This window comes from Pseudoalteromonas sp. P1-26 (assembly GCF_001401795.1).
In the GTDB taxonomy this organism is placed as follows: domain Bacteria; phylum Pseudomonadota; class Gammaproteobacteria; order Enterobacterales; family Alteromonadaceae; genus Pseudoalteromonas.
In genome coordinates this window covers 57,146-77,804 of sequence record NZ_LKDX01000007.1, presented here as the reverse complement: position 1 = coordinate 77,804, position 20,659 = coordinate 57,146, and the positions used below count along the sequence as shown (strand labels likewise).

The window sequence follows — 20,659 nt, the reverse complement described above, 5'->3', positions numbered from 1 at the left end:
CAGATGTTTCATAAAAGGCTCTTAGTGAGCCTTTTTTATTGCCTGAAATTAAGTGCGTAAAACTCCCTATTGATAATAGTGGTAGTTTAAGCAGCGTAAATGCATTGATACTTATCACAAAAGAGAAGCTTGGTGTTTATGTATAGTTTTTAAAAGGCAATAAAAAACCGCGCATAAGCGCGGTTTTAAAAGCTTTATTAGCGCTGTGGACTAGCCACCGTTACCAGAACCACCAGTACCACCAGTACCACCAGTACCACCAGTACCACCTGTGATTGGTTGTTCAACAACTTCACAAACTGTTGGGATATCTAAAGTTGCAGCTGTAGTATTGCCTGTAACTTCAGAGGTCAGCCATGTGTAGTTGTTGTAATCAAAGTACCAAGCTGTGTAAGTAGTACCCTGCTCTAAATCAACATTGAATGTGCCGGTAGAGTATACAGATTGTACAAATTGGTTACCAACTTGGAAAAATACCGGAGTAGGAGTCTGTACAGGATCTGTACCTACATCGAATTCTTCTGTGTTACTACAAACTAGTTGAGTCGTAATCGGTTTAGATACGATAACAGGTGATGCAATTGTAAGTTTCAGATCTTGGTTATTTAAATCACAAAGATTATCAACAGACATAGCAGATGCATTTCCATCAGCGTCAGAAGATAAACCATCAAGTACGTTAACACCATTACTAAGTACTTTAACTTTTACTGGGAATGATGGTGGGTTAAAGATAGTAGCTTTTGAATAATCACCAGTATAGCTTGTTAATGTTCTTCTAAAACCGTTATTTTCTAAAATAATAGTAGTTCGCGCTGTGTTAGCTGCATCATTACTATCTAAAATGTCAAAAGAGAAACTTGAACATTGTTGGTTGTTGAAGTAATCAAGGTTCCAGTATGATAGGTGATCTACGTCAACAGTTACGTCAAAAGTGCTGTAAGTACCATCTAGAGGGTCATTAGAATTAACTGTTACTTCACCATAGCTCTCAAAAGTCCACTCGCCTACATCTTCATCATAACTCCATACAGGGAAAATGTCGCCAGCAGCAATTTTGCGAGCTACAGGGTTAGCTACGGTACATGTACCACTTGCAAAGCCATTAGCTTCAGCATATGTTGTTACATCTTCACCATCAGGAAGAGTTACTGGACATGGGTTAGAAGTTTTTTTATCAACTTCCATTGCAACAGTAATAGAGTTTCCTTCACCGAAACTTTTTACTTTGTTACCCTCATCATCAACTAATTCGATAGCTACAAAACCACCAGATGTAAATGAGCCTGATACTGCCGAATCAGAACCATCAGGATTTGCTACAGAAAGAGCAAGGCCGCCTGGAAACGCATCTAAAGACGAGTTTGTCGTAGCAGCGCTTTCTGACTCATTATCGTTGCGAGTTGCTTCATTTGCGAAGTAGGCAACAGTCATTTTAGGAGCTGAAGTTAGAGCATTACCGTCTGTGTCTAAAAATTGTGTGCCATTTTTGATTTTTACACTTGCACTACCTACAGCTGTATCAGCTTTATCTGCTGATATAGCTTGCTTTAATTCAATCTCGTCTTTATCACCAGTGACACTTAATCCAGTAGATGGATCGTACGCAACCGTAGTTCCGTCTTCAGCTAAGTCAGCTAGATCTTTAGTATCAGCTACGATAGCTACATCAGAGTCAGCAAGGGTTCTTGGTGTTAATCGGATTTCTTGAGCTGCGACGTTGTCTGTACTACTAACAGATAATGTACCTGAATTGTTTAAATAACCTTCAGCTGAAACAACATAGCTATAGCTAATACCATCAGCAGGAATAGAGTCAACAGTGTAAGCGAAAGTACTTGTAGTCGTTGACTTTGTGTCATCAGTTAAAGCTTCACCTGAAGCCGTCAATAAGCCATCTTCAGATTTAAAAGTAATAGTTGCAGTTACTGTATCAGCAAGGCGAGTACCAGTGATATCAACAACATTAACAGTGATAGTACCAGCTTGAACTTCAGCTGCCGTAGGTGGAACTGCTACATTTTGTGTTGGAACTGGTGGCTCAGGCACTGTGTCGTTTTTGTCGTCATCACTCAAACAACCACTTAAGCTTAAAGTGACACCTAACGCTAGCGCTAGCTTGGTTAGTTTAAATTCATTGTTTCCCATAATCGTTACCTTTCTTTCCTTTCTCGTAAAGTAATCAGACTTTTATTAGAGCAAATAGTACCGGTTTGTGCACCGAAAAAACGCCACACATGGTTATCTGTTATTGAAGGATAAGCGTACATTATATATACGTCAAGTGAACATTATATATACTTTCATTAATAAAATAAGAAAGTTCTGTCTTATCTTTCAAGTGCAACAGCTGATAACACACCGCTTTGCAAAATTATAATATAGAGCTTTGCAGTAAAGAAGCTTAACTCTATGAATATTTATAGATTATCCAACTGAACTTGTGCTGACTTTGCTTTTCAGTTTGGTAATATTATTTTAAAGCATTTAAGAAAAATTTGTAACACATTTATAACTGTGCAAAACTTTCAACGTAGTCGCTAAGCTTGTCGATATCTACTACTTGTAAACCTTGATTGCTTCGCTGCACTAAGCCTTTCTCAACTAGTTCTGTAACTACTCGTCTATAAGCTCTTTCTGTGGTAGCAAAGCGTTCTGCTTCGGCATTTACGGTAGGGTAAGCACGCAGTAACGTTGGATTACTGTTTTCAGCTCTTAATAAGCAATCTTTAGCTATATTGTAGCTAAGTGGTAATAGCAGCTTATCTAAGTTTATTTTTTGGTTTTCTTGGAACTTAGCAGCAATAGTTTGCGCTGTGTATAAGCTTAACTCAGGCTTTTCTAATAGTAGTGCGCGCCAATGTTTAAGCTCAATTAGGTTGTAACTTACATCGCTAAAGCACGTAACTGTGTAAATACACGGGTAGTTATTCAGAGCTTCAATCTCACCAATCAGTGTATTGTTACAATCAAGCTGGCCCAAAAGAAGGCGTCGGCCATTCCCCACGTCATAACTGAACGACACTGTGCCGCTTCTCACTAATACGAGTTTTGACAAGGGTTGATCTTGGTGGATCAGCACTTCTTTTTTAGCTTGTTGAAAACTACTGCCAGCAAATGTCAGTAATTGGTCAACAAGATAGCTTGAAAAATGATATTGAAACATTAACGCCGCTCTTCGGACAATTGTCCTATTTATTACATCTTAATGACGTTAGCATTAAGATTCTAAGAATTTACGCTAACTTGCTAGTAAGGTGTTTCACGTTACTGATACCTTCATTTCCCGTGTAATGATTTTAAAGCCAAGATTATTCTTAAGCTTTACAAGGTTTTTAGTAAGTTAGCTTTTTTATTTTATTGTCAAACTAGCACAGAGTGCGTCAAAAAAAATGACAAGCTCCAATGCTAACCTAAAGCCTAGGAGAGAACAATTGAGTTGGGAATATTTAGGCTATTTAGCGTCAGCACTGTTGGTTGCCTCTTTGACAATGAGCGATGTAGTAAAACTACGTTGGCTTAACCTAGCAGGGTGTATTGCATTTACCTTCTACGGATTGGCAATTGGTGCTGTCCCGGTTGCCTTCACCAATGGTTTACTGGCGTTTGTGAATATTTACCACATCATTAAATTAAAGCGTCAGCAAAAAGCTGACGCCGAGTAATATTATTCCTCTTTTTTATATTTTAGCTCGCCCGCAATCCAAGTTTGTGTCACGTTTATATCGTGGATCTCAGAAACTGGGGCTTTGTAATAGTCTTTATCAATCAAAATAAAGTCAGCCCACTTTCCTTGCTCTAAACTACCTACCTTAAACTCTTGATGTGCAGCATAAGCACCACCTAAAGTAAAAGCACGCAAAGCTTCATCACGCGATAGCAGCTCTTGTGGTCGCCAGCCACCTTCAGGAAGTTGATTATGATCCATTCGTGTAATGGCTGAATATAATCCATCAAACGGATCAGCAAGCTCTACAGGAAAGTCAGAACCTGCTGCAATCACTGAGCCTTGCGCTAAAAAGGTTTTCCAAGCATACGCCCCTTCAAGTTGTTTTTCAGTTAGGCGCTGCTCTGCCATATGCATATCAGAGGTTGCATGAACAGGCTGCATTGATGGAATAATTTTTAACGTTTTAAAACGAGGGATATCTTCAGGAGTAACAATTTGTGCGTGTTCAATTCGGTTACGCAGTAAAATCCCACCGGTTTTTTTGAATACATTTTCATAAGCATCGAGCACCACGTGATTGGCTTTATCACCAATTGCATGGGTGTTCGCACTAAAGCCATGGGCAAAGCTTAAGTTGAATAGCTGCTCAAGCTTTTCTTGCGTTTCAAGCATTAAGCCGTGGTGATTTTTACGATCTGCGTATTCCTCGATGAGAGCTGCGCCTCGACTTCCCAAAGCACCATCCGCATACACTTTGACACTGCGAATCGACAGCATGTCATTCATGTCTTTATATTTTCCGGCTTTGAGCATGGTTTCTAGTTGAGGATCGGCTGCACTTAACATGGCAACGATTCTAACCGGAAGGGTATTTTGCTCAGAGCGCTGCTTGTACACTTGCCATGTATCATAATCGATACCGGCATCATGGGTTGATGTAATACCCAAACTTAGTAGATGTTCACCAGCATTATCTAATGCTGTATTTATGCTGGCATGACTTGCTTTTGGTACATGCTGGGTAATAAGTGTTTCAGCTTTATCGATGAATACCCCTGAAGGTAACCCAGAATCTAGCTTTAAAATTTCACCGCCGGCAGGAGAGGGAGTTTGTTTGGCGATACCTGCAAGTTCCATGGCTTTTGAGTTAACCCATACTGCATGACCATCAACGCGAGAAAGCACCACAGGTTTGTCTTTTACATACTTGTCTAAATCAGCGGCAGTTGGAAATTCACCGCCAGGCCACTGCTCTTGGTTCCAACCGCGACCAATGATCCAACCTTGCTTATCTTTGGCAAACTCAGCCAGCATTTTGCCAACCTCATCTGCCGAGAGCGTATTCCTGACATCAAGTTGTGAGAGGTTATTCCCTAAACCAATTACATGGCCATGAGCATCGACTAAACCAGGTAACAACGTGGCTTGCTCACCATCAATTGAGGTGGCGTCAGGGAAGCTGTTTTTAATTGAGTCATTGCCTGTTTTTACGACTTTACCGTCTTTAAAAACCAGTGCAGAAAAGTGTTGGGTTTCACCTTTGTAGGTAGGCGTGTAGCCATTTACATTGTAAATAACAGTGGTGTTGGCAAAGCAGCTAAGTGAAGCTGTTGCTAGTAAGCTGATGATGAGTTTCATAATCTTCTAATAGTTTTTATTGATTTACGAAAACAGTATCAGAGTTGCAGTAAACTGCAACTCAGCAGCAGGTAAATAATTAACTGTAACTCTTTATTTGCTTGCGTAGACCTTAAATTCACTGAGCGATAATTTATTATCTTTATCGCTGTCGTAGTTTTTGAAACGTGACCACAGAGCAGGATCTCTCGCTGACTCTGAACGAGTCAGGTAGCCATCGTCATTACGATCAAGTTGTTTAAATTTTTCACCAATACTATCTGCAGCAAAACTTATTGTGCTAAATACACCACATAAAATTAGGCTGGCAAAGGTTAATTTTGACATTATTTTAACTCTTGTTTGTTAAATAGTGTTTAAATTCAAGGAGCGAGATTTGTTGATCTTTATCTGTATCCCACTGCGCTATGCGTTTTTGCAAGTGCGGTTGTGATGACAGTTCCTGCACAGATAAAAAACCATTTTTATCTTTATCGAGGTGATCAAATCGTTGTTTTACATCCAATGCTAAGCTATTGAAGCTTATAGTAATTAAGGTGCATGAAGCAAGCCAGAAAATTCTCATAATTACTCTCCTTTATAAATAAAAGTGCTTGCCATAATTTAACTCCCAAAATTTAAATCCGTTTACACATTCCCTCTGGGATTATGGCAAGCACTTTAAGCCGTTAAGGTTTGAATTTTTCAAACTCTTGTTCAGACAAAACCTGATCGCCGTTTTCATCCAGATCAGCAAATTGCTTAAGTAAGTTATCGTGTTTAGTTGCTTCAGTTAATGAAATCTCGCCGTCGGCGTTTGTATCAAATTTAGCAAATTGAACATCCATTTGTGATGCTAAAACAGTGGCGCTGATAACTAAAAACATCAGCGAGAATGCAGCTAAAAGTTGTTTCATTACAATCTCCTATTGAATAAACGACTGAAACTCAGAAAATGAAATTTGGCCATCTTGGTTACTATCAATTTGCGTAAAGTTGCCATGTAATAATGCATCTTCAGATGCTTCTGCTTCACTCAAAAAGCCATTACTGTCTTTATCAAGCTCGTTAAACGTTGTTTGCAAATCTAGTGCATAACTACTTAGCGAGATGAGACTTATAAGCAGGGTGGCTACCTGGGCCGTTACTTTCATTTTGTGTCCTAAATAACTAATTTGCTTAGTACTAATCAAAATCAGTGCCAATGTTGAAAGGTTTTAATTATCAATGGTTTATGGTTTTTATGTGGTTTTGAATGCGAAATAGTTACAGGGTGTTGTGTCTTTTTTGCAACGATTTTCAGGTGTTAAAAGTTTATCCTTATTATTTCAATTAGTTAGCATGTTGCCAAATAGCAACTTTGTATCGGTTTTTGGGTAAAAATCAGTACTTTTTAAGGTCGGATTCAGCGAGTGTCTAAGTTTGTTCACTAATAATCAGCATCTGAAATTATGTTGAGAGTGAATATGCAAAATACAGTAGCGATAAAAATAAAACAGTTACTCAATTGGCGACCTAGTCTTATTGGCCAGTTCGTCTGTAGCATTTTGCTGTCTTTACTACCGTTATCTTTGGTGGTGATTTTATTTTTAAATGCGCTCAATAAGCAGCTAGCGGTGACTCAAGAAATCGTCGGTGACAATTACGAAATCACTAAAGCATTTAATAACCTCAAACAAGACTTAAATAGCTTAGAAAGGGCAACTCGACAAAATTGGGTGCTTAAAAGTGAATCCCTCGATAGCTTGATTGCCAATAAGTGGCAATCGTCACTGCAAAGTGTCGATGAACTTATATTTTTAAGCCCAACCGCTGATTATGTCTCGCAGTGGCGGCAATTGGCTGAGGTATTACAGTTTGCGCATCAACATTTATTAATAGAACAAAAGCAAGATGGTGAGCTGTTTGCACCCGCTAGTAAGCTTATCAGTGAGCAAACAAATTGGCTCAAAGAACAAAATGAATTACGCATCACAAAAAATCAGCTGCAATTAAAAGCACTTCAAGCTTCATTTATTAATTGGTTAGTTGCGTTAATTCCACTGACGTTATTGGTCGGGGGCGGGTTTCTTTGGCGGATCAGCGGACGGCTTAGGGAACTCACACATGTGATTGATAAACTAGGGCAAGGCCATTGGCAGCAAAAAATTCAAGTTCGTGGCTCGTCAGAGTTAGTTGAATTAGGTAATAAACTAGAATGGGTTCAAGCACAGTTACATATGCTTGAGCAGCAAAAAGATACGTTTTTACGCCATGTGACACATGAATTAAAAACTCCCCTCGCTTCTATGGTTGAAGGCACAGATTTACTCGTAGATGAAATTGTTGGTCCAATCAATAGTGAGCAACAAGCTGTCCTTGAGTTAATAACACAAAGTATGGTGCGACTCAGAGCCATGATTGAAAGCCTATTGAGTTACAACGCTATCCGCACGAGTAAGCAAAGCCTAAGCGAGCTTAATTTTAACGTGATGATGAATAAAATTGAGCGTCATTTTGAGCACCGATTATCAGCGCGTGACTTATCCATTACTTTGGTTAACGAGTTACCAAATAAAGCCTTGTTTATCTCAATTGAGCTACTTGAAATGGTGCTTATTCAGCTTACCTCAAATGCGCTGAAGTTTTCGCCGGAACACGAGTCAGTGACAATAAAAGCAAGCTTAAAACAGGGGCAGTTAATTTTGAGTGTCTGCGACTTAGGAGTGGGGATAGAGGATACTGAAAAAGCAGCTGTATTTGGGGCTTTTTACCAAGGCAAGAATGCAAAACAACATACTGAAATGGGCAGCGGGCTTGGTTTAACCATAGTTAAAGAAACCGTTGAACAATTAAACGGTAAGCTCTCTATTACAGATAATGAGCCACAAGGGTGTGTATTTACAGCCATTTTACCAATTCAATTAACCCAAGGAGTTAACTGATATGGGCTTAGCGAATAAAGCCAGTTTTATGCTTGTTATAGGCACACTTTTTATAACAGGGTGCACGATCACGCAAAAGCATGTTGAGCCAGAGCAAGTAGAGCCGACAGCAGAAGTGAAACCTCAAGGGCAACCTAATCCCAAGCCTCGGCCGAAAAGTGAGCCGTTATACCCGCCTGCAAGTACAGTCATTGCTTGGCATGCAGCCAAATGTGGTGGCTTTAAAGCGGCTTCTGATAAAGCAAATTATGTTGGCGAAAATGAGCTAAAGCGTCTGTTTGAATCAATTTGTTTACTCGGTGCTTCAGAGCCAGAAAAAGCCCTTAATCAGCTTGAAAAAAGTGACCATGCTTTTTATTGGCCAGATGATATTAAGCAGTATCTATGGTTACAAAAGCAATATTTACAACAGAATTTAGCGGCAAAACAAGCTAAGCAAGCGCTAAGTGATGAAATGGACAAAACCTTATCGTCGCTTGCGACTATCGAACAACAACTTCTGCTACGTGAAGAAACCAAGGAGCAGTAATCATGAATGAAGTAACAAAAGCACGGGTTTTATTAGTAGATGACGATGCGAGTTTATTAAAGTTACTGGCAATTAGAATTGAGTCAAAAGGTTATTTGGTAAACACAGTTGAAAGTGGCATTGAGGCATTACAAACACTAAAAAACCAAACCTATGATGCGGTGATCACTGACTTAAGAATGGATGAAATGGACGGCATGGCTCTTCATCGCCATTTACAAAGTCGTTACCCTTCAATGCCGGTGATTATGATGACAGCACATGGTTCGATACCTGATGCCGTGGAAGCGACTAAACAAGGTATATTTGCGTTTATTACTAAACCGGTTGATAAAGATGAGCTGTTCGACAGCCTTGCTAAAGCTATCGAGATCCATGGTGTACACGGTGATGAAACAACAACACAAACCAATATTGTCACCCGTAGCGGCGCGATGTTGCATCTACTTGAGCAAGTTAAATTGCTTGGTCCAACGCAAGTGAATGTGTTGATCTCAGGTGCCAGCGGCACAGGTAAAGAGCTGCTTGCACAAGCAATACATCAACACAGCCATGTTAGTGATGGGCCATTTGTGGCAATTAACTGCGGCGCAGTGCCGGGAGAGCTTTTAGAGTCTGAATTGTTTGGGCATAAAAAAGGCGCATTTACAGGTGCAGTCAAAGACCATCAAGGTTTGTTTCAACAAGCACAAGGTGGTACCCTTTTTCTAGACGAAATTGGTGATATGCCGCTAAATTTACAGGTAAAACTACTGAGGGTTTTACAAGAGAAAACCATTCGCCCTGTGGGCTTTCAAGAAGAGATCCCAATTGATGTGCGGGTAGTGTCGGCGACTCATAAGAATCTTCCTGAGGCAATTAGCAATCAGCAGTTTCGTGAAGATTTATACTACCGATTAAATGTGGTGAACTTAAAACTGCCTCCGCTTTGTGAACGCAGAGAAGATATAAGTTTGCTAGCACAGCATTTTGCAGGTCTAATTGCTAAACGTATGGGGCAAGAGCAAAAGCAGTTTGCCAATGATGCAATGCATGCTTTGGTGCGCTATGACTGGCCGGGTAATATTCGTCAATTACAAAATGTAATAGAGCAGGTAGTAGCCCTTACACCTGGTAAAGTGATTGCCGCTCAGTTAGTAGAGAGTGCATTAAATAGTAATGTAAGTATTGCTGAGCCGCTTTCGTTAAACGATGCAAAAAAAGAATTTGAGCGAGATTATTTAATTAATATGCTGAAAATGTCAGCGGGTAATGTTGCTGAAGCCGCAAAGCTTGCGAAACGTAATCGCTCAGATTTTTATAAATTAATTAAAAAGCACAACATTAATGTTGAAAGTTTAATATAAGGAAAAACATGGCGCTTTTTTTAGTCTATCTGGGCGGTCGTATTCAAGGTTGCCACATTGAAATGCACGACGTTCGATTTGTCGTAGGCGATAACATTGAGCAAACTTACTCAAAACTAAAAGCACAGTGGGTGGGTGATAAAAGCAATGTGCACATGGATAGCTACATGCAAATTCAGCACATCGATGGCTATCAGGTCGAAGTGGTTGATACTGCGCATCACCAAACAGAAAAACTATATTTTGTGAATTTAGGTGCTTACCGAGCAGATAGTCTTGCTGAGCAACATGATTTTGCATTGTACGTTGCCCGTAGCAGTGAAGAAGCGAAGCAACGCGCTAAAGAGTCTTTATTGGCTGGAATGACTCATCTTCATAAAGATGATTTGCACGATGTAGACGATTGTTTTGCGATTGATTTGTTAGATAGCAACTTATCAATAAAATTAACGCCAAGCGGGCAAGCTCAAGCAATGAAGCCCGATTGGTTTGGCTATCACGTTCTTTGATCTATTCTTGGTTATCGTTTTTACTGGCAACTTTAAAGGCGATAATCACCAATCCAAACAAGGCAAATGGCAGTGCAGCGAGTAAATACTCAACGGTATGGCTGTCTTGGTAGTTAGGCTGGAGTAGGAAGTGACCTGCAACACAAAGTAAAATAGCCACGAACAAAACGGGCAGTAAAATCAGTTCTTTTTTAGGTGAGTGTTTTTTCATTACAAGGCGTTATATTCCAAAGGTGCGCCATTGTAATGAGCTACCCTTAGCTAGGTCAAATAAGTTGCTTTGTAGTTTGCTTTATATTGCGCTGTATCAACTTTTTTTGTGTCAGCTTTTACAGGCTGCTTTTTTGGAGCCGCTGGTTTATCGGTTGCTTCATTATAGCTAAATAGCCCCATAATGAACTCAATCTCTTCACGTTGTAATCCAGATCGCATGATGCCCTCCAAAGAATAATTTGCCTTTTGTATTACAAATATTACGTCCTGTAATCTGAATTATCGGTGAATACCCAGTCATTAAACTGTAATCATATGTAACGCAAATATGCTTATTAAATAGGCAGCTCCACAGTGAATACAACACCTGTGCCATCAGCTAAATTTTCTGCTAATACTTTACCGTGATGGTAATCGCAAATAAGCCTTACAATATAAAGGCCTAAACCCAAGTGTGGCTGCTGCTGATGTTGCTGACTTCTCACCGAGACCATTGAGTCGAAAATGTGTTCAACTAAACCGTCAGGGAGCAAAGGCCCTTGGTTGCTGATTTTTAATAATGCATGCTGCTCTTGCTTGGTTAAGCTGACTGAAATTGTGCTTTGCGGGGTTTTAAACTCAAGTGCATTGTTGATGAGCTTATCGAGTAATTGCGCAATAAATTCTGGTGCGCCACTAACATTTAACGGCTCCTTACAAAGCGACAAGGTAAATAGGCTTTCACCATAGGTTATTTGATAGCCCTGCATGCAGCCGGTGATCACCTTGGTCAGGTCAAACTCTTCTGCCTCGGCATTTTGAATACTTTGTTCAAGGCGCGTTGCTTCACTCATGGTGGTAATAATTTTACCTAACCGCTCAACCCCTTCACTGGCACGGTCGAGGTATTTTTGACTCAGTTCAGATTGCGGCTGCATTTGTAAATTTTCAAGTGATGAGCGTACAACAGCCACAGGCGTACGAAGTTCATGGGAGAGTCGTGATGACATATTTTCTAAGTAATCAGTATAACCACTTAAACGGCTAACAATGTTGGCAAAGCTGCGAGAAAGGTCGCCAATTTCGTCATTCGAATCGGCATAAGTAATCTTGCCAGTGATCCGCCCTTGAGCATCAATAGCTTGCTCGGCATTATCACGTAAGCGGCGAATACGGCTGGAAATTCTTGAAGCAAAAAAGAACAGTGTCACAGTACCAACAAGCATCACCGCTAAAATCACATTAAAGAGCTTTTCTAAGGATTTATTACGCAGAGTGCGCACGCCGTTGGTGGTTTCTTCTGCGATTACTGCACCAATGACTTTATCTTGGATCCAAATAGGGTAGGCCGCCGATAAAATAACGGCTTTGTTATCTGGGGTTAAGCGCCATGATGATGCAGGTTTACCATTTAAAGCACTGGCTATGTGAGTACCTTGCATCGCGGCGACATCATGCAAGGTATCAATAAACTCATTTTCTGGGCGAGTTAAAATTTTATAGTAAAGTGGGTGTAAGTAATCTTGCTCAAAGCGTTGCCACCATGTTGTTGCAGGCTCCTCTTTTAAGCCGTCTGCCCAAACGCCATCGGCATGATGAATTGAGCCTGATTGCGCAAGTACACGATGATGGTTATCGACGACCCAAATTCGACTGCCACTGTGGCCCATGCCTTTCAAAATACGGTTAATTTCTGGTGAAGGCACTAAAACTGAGCCGATATCATTTGGGTTTTGCAGGTTTGAGGTCGACATTAGCTGAGGCTCAACTTTGTCTTCATCCCAATCTTCAATCGCAAAACCAAGCTTATTACCTAGCATCGAAAGCGGAAAACGCAGCTCTATGTTGTAACCCGTATCGGTGCTTTTAAAATAGCCTTGGATTTTAGTGACCGGCTCTTGTGTCGTAGCATCAAAGGCATTAACCCAACCATCTTGACGGGCAGCCACCACATAACTTTTAAATTCACCTTCAGGTGTTTTTAACATGATCTGTAAGTGATCATTACGGGTAAAGCTAAGCACATTTTTAGCACGATACACCAGTGAGCTGTCAGTGACTTTAAATGCCGCATAAAGGTAGTTTTCGTACTTGCCTACCATGTGATCAAAACTTAGATCACTATCTTGATGCTCATTGCTTAGCCCCTGTAAGTAGCGTTTGTCATAATGCCAAAATAAGCTTTGGTAAGGCTGCCACTCCGACAATTTACCATCAAGCTGAATCGGGTTATTTAGGTTGTAAGCGTATAAATCTCGGCCTTTTACAACTTGATCTAAAAAGTTGGTTTGCGAGTCAAACAAAGCGGGGCGTTCATGTAATGCGGTTGCGAGTGCGCGGGTGGTGCCTACTAAGGTTTTTTCTTGCCCTTGTCTTAAGAACTTTTCCATTTCCCAAACATATTCATAGCCAAGCCAAGGCAATAAAAATAAAAAGCAGGATAAGAAAATAAACTTTGTTCTAAGCCCAAAACGCAGCATTAAGCTTGCTCCCAGCGATAACCCATACCGTAAACGGTATCAATGCAGTCAAATGCACCATCTAAAGCAATAAATTTTTTACGAATACGTTTTACGTGAGAAGTAATAGTGCTGTCATCAACATAAATCTTGGCATCACTCATTAATTCGTTGCGGCTTTTTACATGGCCTGGACGCTGTGCAAGTGAATGCACCATCCAAAATTCTGTCACAGTTAAATCAACCAGTTGCTCTTGCCAAAAAACCTGCATGCGCTGAGTATCTAACTTTAATGGGCCGCGATGCAAAAGAGCGGTTTGATCGGCGGGTTGGTCGAAGGCATCAAGGCGTCTAAACAATGCGCCAATTCGAGCAGCAAGGTGCGCCATACTGATGTCTTTAGTTAAGTAATCGTCAGCACCCATGCGCAGGCCGCATACGGTATCAATTTCGCTATCGCGGGCGGTTAAAAATATAATCGGTAAGGTTTTAGATAGACTTCGTAATGTTTGGCAAAGTAAAAAACCACCATCCACTTCATGGCCAAGGCCAATATCAACAATGGCTAAATCTGGTAAAGATTGACTAAATGCCAGTTCAGCACTGGATCTGTCAGCAAAGCCTACAACCTGATAGCCCTGAGCGCTGAGCATTTCTGTGTAGTTTTCACGGATTGCAGTTTCATCTTCAACGATTGCTATTTTCTTCATTGCTAATACTTACTTAAATTCTTTCTATAGCGAACTATACCTAATTTTTTGCCTTGCGTACTGGCAAAAACGCGATTGCCATTTTTCTGCCACAATTGCTCAGCAGTTTGCCTTTTTTGATCCCCTTTATTGCCATTTCGACTTGTTTTAATAGCTCCATACCAAGTTTGCAACACCAACCAATGTTGCCAAGCAATTAAGTAGAAAAAGGATTAAACCATGAAAAAATTAATTATTGCCGCTGTTATCACATCTGCTGTATCTGTAGCCCCTTTTGCAAATGCTGCGAGTCAAAGTAAACAAGAAACACCAAAAGAAACAGCCATTGGCTTAGGTGCTGGCGCAGTTGTTGGCGGCATAGTCGGCGGCCCAGTGGGAGCATTTATTGGCGCGTTTGCTGGTGGCTTAATTGGTGAAAAAGAAGCGGCAGACAACACCATTGATGAACAAGCTCACGCATTAGTTGTAATGAAAGAGCAAACCGCTGATTACCAACAAGTGATTGCCGATAACGCAGCACTAAGTGAGCAGCTTGAATTATTAGCTGGCGAAAAAGAGCAGTTACTACAAGCCCAATTAAACACCTTACTGGCGATGACGGTACAGTTTAAAACCGGCTCTAGCGAAATTGCCCCACACTTTGCTAATCAACTCGACAAAGTCGCGCAGTTATTGATTGCCCAGCCAAATTTGGCTATCGACTTAAATGGCTTTGCAGATCAGCGTGGTGATGAATTGGCTAATTTAATGCTCTCAAAACAGCGTGTAAATGCAGTGCAAAGCTACTTAATTAAACAAGGTGTGCCTCATACGCGCTTAACCGCAACCGCCTTTGGTGAGCAGCAAAGTGTTGCCGATTCAAATAACTACGAAGACAACGTGTTTGACCGCCGCGTAACCTTAACGACACGCCCTGTGTCACAAAGCAGCTTACGTACAGCACAAAGTAATCACTAATTCATCGGTCGATGGAGTGACATATTATGTTGAGTAACCGTACCAAAAGGCTCCTTTTTGGGAGCCTTTTTATCCTCTTATTAGGTTATGCAGTTAACCCTGTATTTGCAGCCAATGCCAGTGCCGAACTGCGTTTTTATGATGATTCAAATAGCCAAGTGTCGTCGGGCTTATTAGTGAAAAACGATGTCACTATGACGCTCACTGGGCTTATTAATCATGTTGTTGTTAAACAACGTTATCAAAACCCGCACCCGTTTGCGGTTAATGCAAGCTATGTGTTTCCGTTACCTGATGAAAGTGCAGTTCATGCCATGCAAATGCAAATTGGTGAGCGCATTATCACCGGTAACATTGCCCTTAAACAGCAGGCTGAACAGCAATTTGAGCAAGCTCAAAAACAGGGTAAACGCGCCGCTTTAGTTCGTCAGCAACGTGCGAATATTTTCTCTACTGATGTGGCAAACCTTGGAGCAGGGGAAGAGATTGAAATTACCTTGCAATACCAAGAGATAATCGGTTTTCGAGATGGTGTGTTTTCACTGCGCTTTCCTACCACTATTACGCCGCGCTACGAACCTTTAACGGCAGAACTACAGCAAAAAGCGAATCTAGAAACAACAGACACAGAACAACAGAACGACGCAACAGCTAACACAGCGCAAGTGGCATCAGCGTGGCTGAAACCTGTTTTTCATCGCGCACAAAGCCAAGAGTCTGATGCGAGCCTAAACCTTGCAATTGCGATGGATATTGGCCTTGAACTCAGTGATATCAGCGCTAATTTAGCGGGTATGCAAATCGATAACCCAAGTTTTGGTCGGTACCAGTTATCACTTAATCGTGATGTTCCAATGGATAGAGACTTTGAGCTGACATTTAAACCCCTTGATAAAGCCCACTCACAGGCTGCATTTTTTACCGAAACAGTAGCAGGGCAAGAATATGGTTTACTGATGTTAGTACCGCCAAGCGATCACTTTACCTCGCAAGTTCGTCTTCCTCGCGAAATGGTGTTTGTTGTTGATACCTCTGGCTCAATGCATGGCCAATCAATGGAGCAGGCTAAACAAGCCTTGTTTTATGCCCTTTCGTTATTGGATGAAAATGACAGTTTTAACATCATAGGTTTTGATAACGAAGTGTCGGTATTAAGTGACACGCCAATGATTGCCAATGACTTTAACATTCGCCGTGCAGAGCGTTTTATTTATGGCTTACAAGCAGATGGTGGCACCGAAATAGCAAAAGCACTGACTCAGGTACTTGATGGTAAACAGCATGATGGTTTTGTACGCCAAGTGGTGTTTTTAACCGATGGCAGTGTGGGTAACGAAACGCAGCTATTTAAACAAATCCAAACAGATTTAGGTGACAGCCGACTCTTTACCGTCGGTATTGGTAGCGCGCCTAATAGCTTTTTTATGACCAGGGCTGCTGATATTGGTCGTGGTACATTTACTTTTATAAGTAGCACCAGCCAAGTACAGCCAAAAATGCAACTACTTTTTGATAAGCTGGCGCATCCAGCTGTAACTGAGCTTGCTCTTGAAGGCGACAAAGCAGCCCTTGAGTATTGGCCATCGCCATTACCTGACTTGTATTTTTCAGAGCCGGTTTTGGTTGCCGTAAAGCTTGATGGCAGTCAGCACTTAACATTAAAGGGGCAGACAAACACAGGGCCAATGACGATTAATTTAGCAACTGCCAATGCTGCACACGGCGAAGGTATCGCTAGACTCTGGGCCAGACAAAAAATTAAGTCATTGCTGCTTTATAACGAAAAACAGGCGGTACGCGCAGAAGTCGAAGCATTAGCACTTCAGCATCATTTACTTAGCCCTTTTACGGCCTTTATTGCAGTTGATAACTACGCGGGGAATGAGATTGCAGAGCGTTCAATGCAAGTACGAAATAAACTTCCTAATGGCATGACGCTACCGCAAACCGACGGACAAAGCCGGGTGTTTATGTTACTTGGGTTGTTGTTGCTTACATTCTCATGGTTATGGCAATGGCGACGCTAAAAAAAGCGCTGCCAGTTTGCAGCGCCTTACTTGGCATCGCATTGTTTGTTAATGGTGGCTATATACAGGCGAAAGCTTGGCTGGCACAGGCTCTAATTGAGTCAGCTTGGCAGCAAGCTTTGCAAAGTCCTAATCAGCAAGTAAGGCCCTGGTTTTACGCCGATGGTTATGTCACTGCACACATAAATTGGCCAAGCCAGCAGCAAGAATTGACTGTACTTGCCGGTGCGTCGGGGCGAAACCTTGCGTTTGCCCCCGGGCATTTTTTGCCAAGCGGTGAACTTGGCAGCTCAAAAGGGGTGTTAATAGCTGGCCATAACGACACCCACTTTGCATTTCTAAAACATGTCGCAGTGGGTGAGCAGTTCAGTATGCAGTTGCAAAGTGGCCAGATTGAGCACTATCAAGTTCGTAGCATTGATGTTATTCATCAAAGCGAACAGGGCTTTTTAGCACAATCAGGCCTTTATTTATTAACCTGTTACCCTTTTGACTCGTTAGCTTCAGGGACAGAGTTTAGGCTATTGGTGTCGGCTGATAAATTATCGTCGTCTACATCAACTTTCAGCTCTTGATGACGTTGACTAACAATAACACCGGCGAATACCACTGCAATACTCACCCATTGCCATAGTGTGAGTACTTCGCCAAGTAAAATAGCTGACAAAATTAACGCAAAAATTGGAATGAGGTTTGAATAAGCAGCAGCAGTTAATACCGACACCTTACTAATGGCGTAGTTGTACATTCCATAGCCGCCTAAAGTGACACATGAGCCTAAATATAAAATGCTCAGTAGGGCACTTAAATCATGCTGATTTTCGCTGGGTAGTTCGATGAAAAATAAAAAAGGCGCAAAGAATAAGCTACCGCTAAACCCTTGGATTGCTATTAAGGTCAGCGGTGAGTAACGAGCGACTAAGTGTTTTACGCTCACGGTATAAAACGCCGCGCAAACCATCGCCATCAACTCTAAAAAGTTACCAAGCAGTGGGTTAGGGGCTTGCTCTGTGCTTGGTGACAATAGCGTTAATAAAATGCTGCCGCCAATACACAAGGTAAAACCAACGACGATGGCTTTACTGATGTACTCTTTTAATATTAAGAACGCCAAAATAGCGACGATAATTGGTAAACAAGAAACAATTACCCCAGCTTGCGATGCCGAAGTGTATTCAAGGGCATGCCCTTCAAATAAATAATAAAAGCAAGGCTCAGCCAGCGACATACCAACTAAGTACTTCCAGTCACCTGGTTTAAACTCAAAGCGGATTATATAGCGCCATAAACATAAGCTAATCAATAATGTGGTTAGCATTCTTAAAAAAATCACTAACACAGGGTCATAAACATTGATTGCATGCTTTAAAGCAATGTAAGAGCTACCCCATAAAAAGGTCGCGATAATTAAGCATAAACTGGCTGGCATAGGTGTCGCTATTGAGTAAAAAAACGAGAGCGCGATCCTAGCATGAATTTTTTTAACTTGTTCAAAAACCGTTAGCTGGTATATATAAATTCTCTATTTTAATTACAGAATATAAGAATCAAATGCAAAGGCCACACGTCGTTGTTGTAAAGCTGGGCACAAGCGTGCTGACAGGCGGTACCGACAAATTAGATAAAGCGCACATGGTTGAACTTGTTCGCCAATGTTGCGAGTTAAAAAAGCAGGGTTATCAGGTTGTTTTAGTATCAAGCGGCGCGGTTGCTGCAGGTCGCGAGCAACTCATTACCCCCTGTGGTCGTTCTTTGATTGAAAAACAAATGCTTGCTGCAATCGGTCAAGGGCAACTTATTCATATTTGGCAGAGCTTGTTTGCTTTGTATGGTGTGAATGTTGGACAAATGCTACTGACCCGCGCTGATGTAGAAGACCGTGAACGTTACTTAAATGCCCGCGATACCTTAAATGCGCTACTTGCGCACAATGTAGTACCAATTATTAACGAAAACGACGCCGTGGCAACCGCCGAAATTAAAGTAGGTGATAACGATAACTTATCTGCTTTAGTCGCGATATTAGCGAATGCAGAAAAGCTGTTACTGTTAACTGACCAAGAAGGCCTATTTACAGGCGATCCTCGCTCTGATGCCAATGCGACACTTATCAACGAAGTTGAGCATATTAATGATGAGCTAAGAGAGCTCGCTGGTGGCAGTGGCACTACCCTAGGTACCGGTGGTATGGCAACCAAACTGCAAGCAGCCGATATTGCACGTCGCGCTGGTGTTGAGGTCATTATTGCCAAAGGCGCAGGCAAAAATGTGATACTAAATTGTATGGCCGACAAGCTTCCTGGTACACGCTTTTTAAAACTCACCGCACCAAAAGATGGCCGCAAAAAATGGTTACTTGCAGGACCTAAAAGCACGGGGCAATTAGTGATTGATGATGGCGCAAGCCTTGCACTTAAAGAGCGTGGCGCAAGCTTACTGGCAAAAGGCGTAAAAACTGTGCGAGGGCAATTTGAACGCGGTGATGTGATTGAAGTAGTGACGTGTCAAGGGCAATGTATAGCCAAAGGCCTTGTTAATTTTAACCACCAAGAAATAGATCAAATCAAAGGCTGTCATTCGTCGCAAATTACCCAGTTGCTTGCATTTGCACCAAGCAGTGAAGTAATTCACCGAGATGATATGATTTTGTTATAGTTTTTTAGTAATTCTGATAAAGTTAACTAAACTAAAGTAATAAGCAGTTTTGGGGACTTTTTAGATGGCGGCTAATGCTTGCGGACATGACTGGGTTGTAGAAATCACCCAACAAGAAGAAGAGCCTGAGCTCGATCAGGCGCTTATTAATGCCGTGAGTGAATTAGATGAATTCTCTCGTTTTGCTATTTACATCAATAAGTTTTTTAAACCAGGCCTGCCTGCAAGGCTGCTAAATAAAGATTCTGTTATCGAAGAGCTCAGTGAACACGAAGTCAATGAGCTCATCGAAAAAGTCAGCCGCAATAAAATTCGCATCAGTCGCAACTACGGCTTTATTTCTACTTATGTGCCCATTTATTACATGGGCAATGTGGTTGGTGTACTGGTCATTGAGTCTGAAAAAGAGCTTTCAGAGCGCTGTAGTATGCTCGCCATCTACATGCTAAATATCTACGCGAATCAACTGTCGTTACTTTATAAGTCGCAACTTGACCCTTTAACTGAGCTTTTAAACAGGCAAACCTTTGATAAAAAAGTGATTGAAATTGCAGCCGATGCCGCTGTAGGTCATGAAAGCCATGAGTCAAAGCAACGTCATTGGTATTTAGCGATGGTCGATATTGACCATTTTAAAAGCGTAAATGACAACTATGGGCACGTTATTGGCGATGAAGTGATCTTGTTAGTGGCGCAGCTATTAAAAAATAACTTTCGCTTTGAAGATTATGTTTTTCGCTACGGCGGCGAAGAGTTTGCTGTGTTATTTCAAGCAAGTGACGAGCTCGATGCACGCAATGCCCTTAATCGCTTTCGTGGCTGCGTAGCAGAATACCCTTTTCCTCAAGTCGGTAACTTAACAGTGAGTAGCGGTTTTATGCCAATCTACGAGTTCGAAATGGTTGCCAGCCTAGTCCAAAAAGCCGATCAGGCCTTGTACCATTCTAAAAACAGTGGTCGTAATTGCGTGACTGCCTATTCCGAGTTAGATATTCAACAAAGCCAGCCTCAAGATGATTCAATAGAGCTGTTTTAAGGTGTTGCAGCGCGCTTAGCTGTGTTAA

22 protein-coding genes are annotated in these 20,659 nt (G+C 41.4%); 10 read left to right on the top strand and 12 right to left on the bottom strand.

Going from position 1 to position 20,659, the window contains the following annotated elements:
- Positions 1-210: 210 nt before the first annotated feature.
- Complete coding sequence (locus tag AN394_RS22120) at positions 211-2,148, bottom strand: hypothetical protein (protein ID WP_055021000.1); 1,938 nt, start codon at positions 2,146-2,148, stop codon at positions 211-213.
- A 361-nt stretch (positions 2,149-2,509) separates the two neighbouring features.
- Positions 2,510-3,166: a Crp/Fnr family transcriptional regulator gene (locus tag AN394_RS05890; RefSeq protein WP_054560870.1), complete on the bottom strand. Its 657-nt coding sequence runs from the start codon at positions 3,164-3,166 to the stop codon at positions 2,510-2,512.
- A gap of 268 nt (positions 3,167-3,434) precedes the next feature.
- Between AN394_RS05890 and AN394_RS05885 the strand changes: the two genes are divergently transcribed.
- Positions 3,435-3,665: a YgjV family protein gene (locus tag AN394_RS05885; protein WP_054560869.1), complete on the top strand. Its 231-nt coding sequence runs from the start codon at positions 3,435-3,437 to the stop codon at positions 3,663-3,665.
- A gap of 2 nt (positions 3,666-3,667) precedes the next feature.
- On the opposite strand, the gene AN394_RS05880 is transcribed toward AN394_RS05885, so the two are convergent.
- The 5 genes from AN394_RS05880 to AN394_RS05860 form a co-directional block, all read right to left on the bottom strand.
- Entirely contained in the window at positions 3,668-5,308 is a 1,641-nt protein-coding gene (locus tag AN394_RS05880; RefSeq protein ID WP_055020999.1) for an amidohydrolase, read from the bottom strand.
- 93 nt (positions 5,309-5,401) lie between these two features.
- Positions 5,402-5,635 carry an EF-hand domain-containing protein gene (locus tag AN394_RS05875; protein ID WP_054560867.1) on the bottom strand — a complete coding sequence of 78 codons (234 nt, stop codon included), beginning with the start codon at positions 5,633-5,635 and terminating at the stop codon, positions 5,402-5,404.
- Between the two features lie 4 nt (positions 5,636-5,639).
- The gene (locus AN394_RS05870) at positions 5,640-5,873 is read right to left on the bottom strand and encodes an EF-hand domain-containing protein (RefSeq protein ID WP_054560866.1); all 234 of its coding nucleotides are present in this window, start codon (positions 5,871-5,873) and stop codon (positions 5,640-5,642) included.
- A 103-nt stretch (positions 5,874-5,976) separates the two neighbouring features.
- Positions 5,977-6,204, bottom strand: a complete 228-nt coding sequence (locus AN394_RS05865) for a hypothetical protein (protein ID WP_055020998.1) — start codon at positions 6,202-6,204, stop codon at positions 5,977-5,979.
- 9 nt (positions 6,205-6,213) lie between these two features.
- Complete coding sequence (locus AN394_RS05860; protein ID WP_055020997.1) at positions 6,214-6,441, bottom strand: cag pathogenicity island protein Cag25; 228 nt, start codon at positions 6,439-6,441, stop codon at positions 6,214-6,216.
- A 312-nt stretch (positions 6,442-6,753) separates the two neighbouring features.
- On the opposite strand from AN394_RS05860, the gene AN394_RS05855 reads away from it, so the two are divergent.
- The 4 genes from AN394_RS05855 to AN394_RS05840 are packed head-to-tail and all read left to right on the top strand — an operon-like array spanning position 6,754 to position 10,595.
- On the top strand, positions 6,754-8,211 hold the full coding sequence (locus AN394_RS05855) for a HAMP domain-containing sensor histidine kinase (RefSeq protein WP_055020996.1): 1,458 nt from the start codon (positions 6,754-6,756) through the stop codon (positions 8,209-8,211).
- 1 nt (position 8,212) lies between these two features.
- Positions 8,213-8,740 (top strand): hypothetical protein, encoded by a 528-nt coding sequence (locus AN394_RS05850; RefSeq protein WP_054560863.1) that lies wholly within the window; start codon positions 8,213-8,215, stop codon positions 8,738-8,740.
- 2 nt (positions 8,741-8,742) lie between these two features.
- Positions 8,743-10,086: a sigma 54-interacting transcriptional regulator gene (locus AN394_RS05845; protein ID WP_055020995.1), complete on the top strand. Its 1,344-nt coding sequence runs from the start codon at positions 8,743-8,745 to the stop codon at positions 10,084-10,086.
- 8 nt (positions 10,087-10,094) lie between these two features.
- Positions 10,095-10,595 carry a DUF1543 domain-containing protein gene (locus AN394_RS05840; protein ID WP_055020994.1) on the top strand — a complete coding sequence of 167 codons (501 nt, stop codon included), beginning with the start codon at positions 10,095-10,097 and terminating at the stop codon, positions 10,593-10,595.
- A gap of 1 nt (position 10,596) precedes the next feature.
- On the opposite strand, the gene AN394_RS05835 is transcribed toward AN394_RS05840, so the two are convergent.
- The 4 genes from AN394_RS05835 to pdsR all read right to left on the bottom strand — a co-directional run bounded on the left by AN394_RS05835 (position 10,597) and on the right by pdsR (position 13,956).
- Positions 10,597-10,806: a hypothetical protein gene (locus tag AN394_RS05835; protein ID WP_054551195.1), complete on the bottom strand. Its 210-nt coding sequence runs from the start codon at positions 10,804-10,806 to the stop codon at positions 10,597-10,599.
- Positions 10,807-10,856: 50 nt separating this feature from the next.
- A complete protein-coding gene (locus tag AN394_RS22015) occupies positions 10,857-11,027 on the bottom strand; it encodes a hypothetical protein (protein WP_156426462.1) in 171 nt (56 codons plus the stop codon).
- A 116-nt stretch (positions 11,028-11,143) separates the two neighbouring features.
- Positions 11,144-13,267, bottom strand: coding sequence for a proteobacterial dedicated sortase system histidine kinase (gene pdsS, locus AN394_RS05830; RefSeq protein WP_055020993.1), 2,124 nt, complete (start codon positions 13,265-13,267; stop codon positions 11,144-11,146).
- Positions 13,267-13,956, bottom strand: a complete 690-nt coding sequence (gene pdsR, locus AN394_RS05825) for a proteobacterial dedicated sortase system response regulator (RefSeq protein ID WP_054560858.1) — start codon at positions 13,954-13,956, stop codon at positions 13,267-13,269. The genes pdsS and pdsR overlap by 1 nt, the downstream gene beginning before the upstream one ends.
- Positions 13,957-14,175: 219 nt before the next feature.
- On the opposite strand from pdsR, the gene pdsO reads away from it, so the two are divergent.
- Genes pdsO through AN394_RS05810 form a run of 3 tightly spaced genes read left to right on the top strand, consistent with a single transcriptional unit; the run spans position 14,176 to position 17,515 of the window.
- Positions 14,176-14,913: a sortase-associated OmpA-like protein PdsO gene (gene pdsO / locus AN394_RS05820; protein ID WP_055020992.1), complete on the top strand. Its 738-nt coding sequence runs from the start codon at positions 14,176-14,178 to the stop codon at positions 14,911-14,913.
- A gap of 26 nt (positions 14,914-14,939) precedes the next feature.
- Positions 14,940-16,940: a marine proteobacterial sortase target protein gene (locus tag AN394_RS05815; protein WP_055020991.1), complete on the top strand. Its 2,001-nt coding sequence runs from the start codon at positions 14,940-14,942 to the stop codon at positions 16,938-16,940.
- The gene (locus tag AN394_RS05810) at positions 16,928-17,515 is read left to right on the top strand and encodes a class GN sortase (RefSeq protein WP_082422949.1); all 588 of its coding nucleotides are present in this window, start codon (positions 16,928-16,930) and stop codon (positions 17,513-17,515) included. The genes AN394_RS05815 and AN394_RS05810 overlap by 13 nt, the downstream gene beginning before the upstream one ends.
- On the opposite strand, the gene AN394_RS05805 is transcribed toward AN394_RS05810, so the two are convergent.
- Complete coding sequence (locus tag AN394_RS05805; RefSeq protein ID WP_055020990.1) at positions 17,422-18,369, bottom strand: DMT family transporter; 948 nt, start codon at positions 18,367-18,369, stop codon at positions 17,422-17,424. The genes AN394_RS05810 and AN394_RS05805 overlap by 94 nt on opposite strands.
- 122 nt (positions 18,370-18,491) lie before the next feature.
- Here AN394_RS05805 and proB point away from each other — a divergent pair, with 122 nt between their 5' ends.
- Together proB and AN394_RS05795 are read left to right on the top strand one after the other, a co-directional pair.
- Positions 18,492-19,595, top strand: a complete 1,104-nt coding sequence (gene proB, locus AN394_RS05800; RefSeq protein ID WP_054560854.1) for a glutamate 5-kinase — start codon at positions 18,492-18,494, stop codon at positions 19,593-19,595.
- A 64-nt stretch (positions 19,596-19,659) separates the two neighbouring features.
- Positions 19,660-20,631: a GGDEF domain-containing protein gene (locus AN394_RS05795; RefSeq protein WP_055020989.1), complete on the top strand. Its 972-nt coding sequence runs from the start codon at positions 19,660-19,662 to the stop codon at positions 20,629-20,631.
- Positions 20,632-20,659 lie beyond the last annotated feature (28 nt).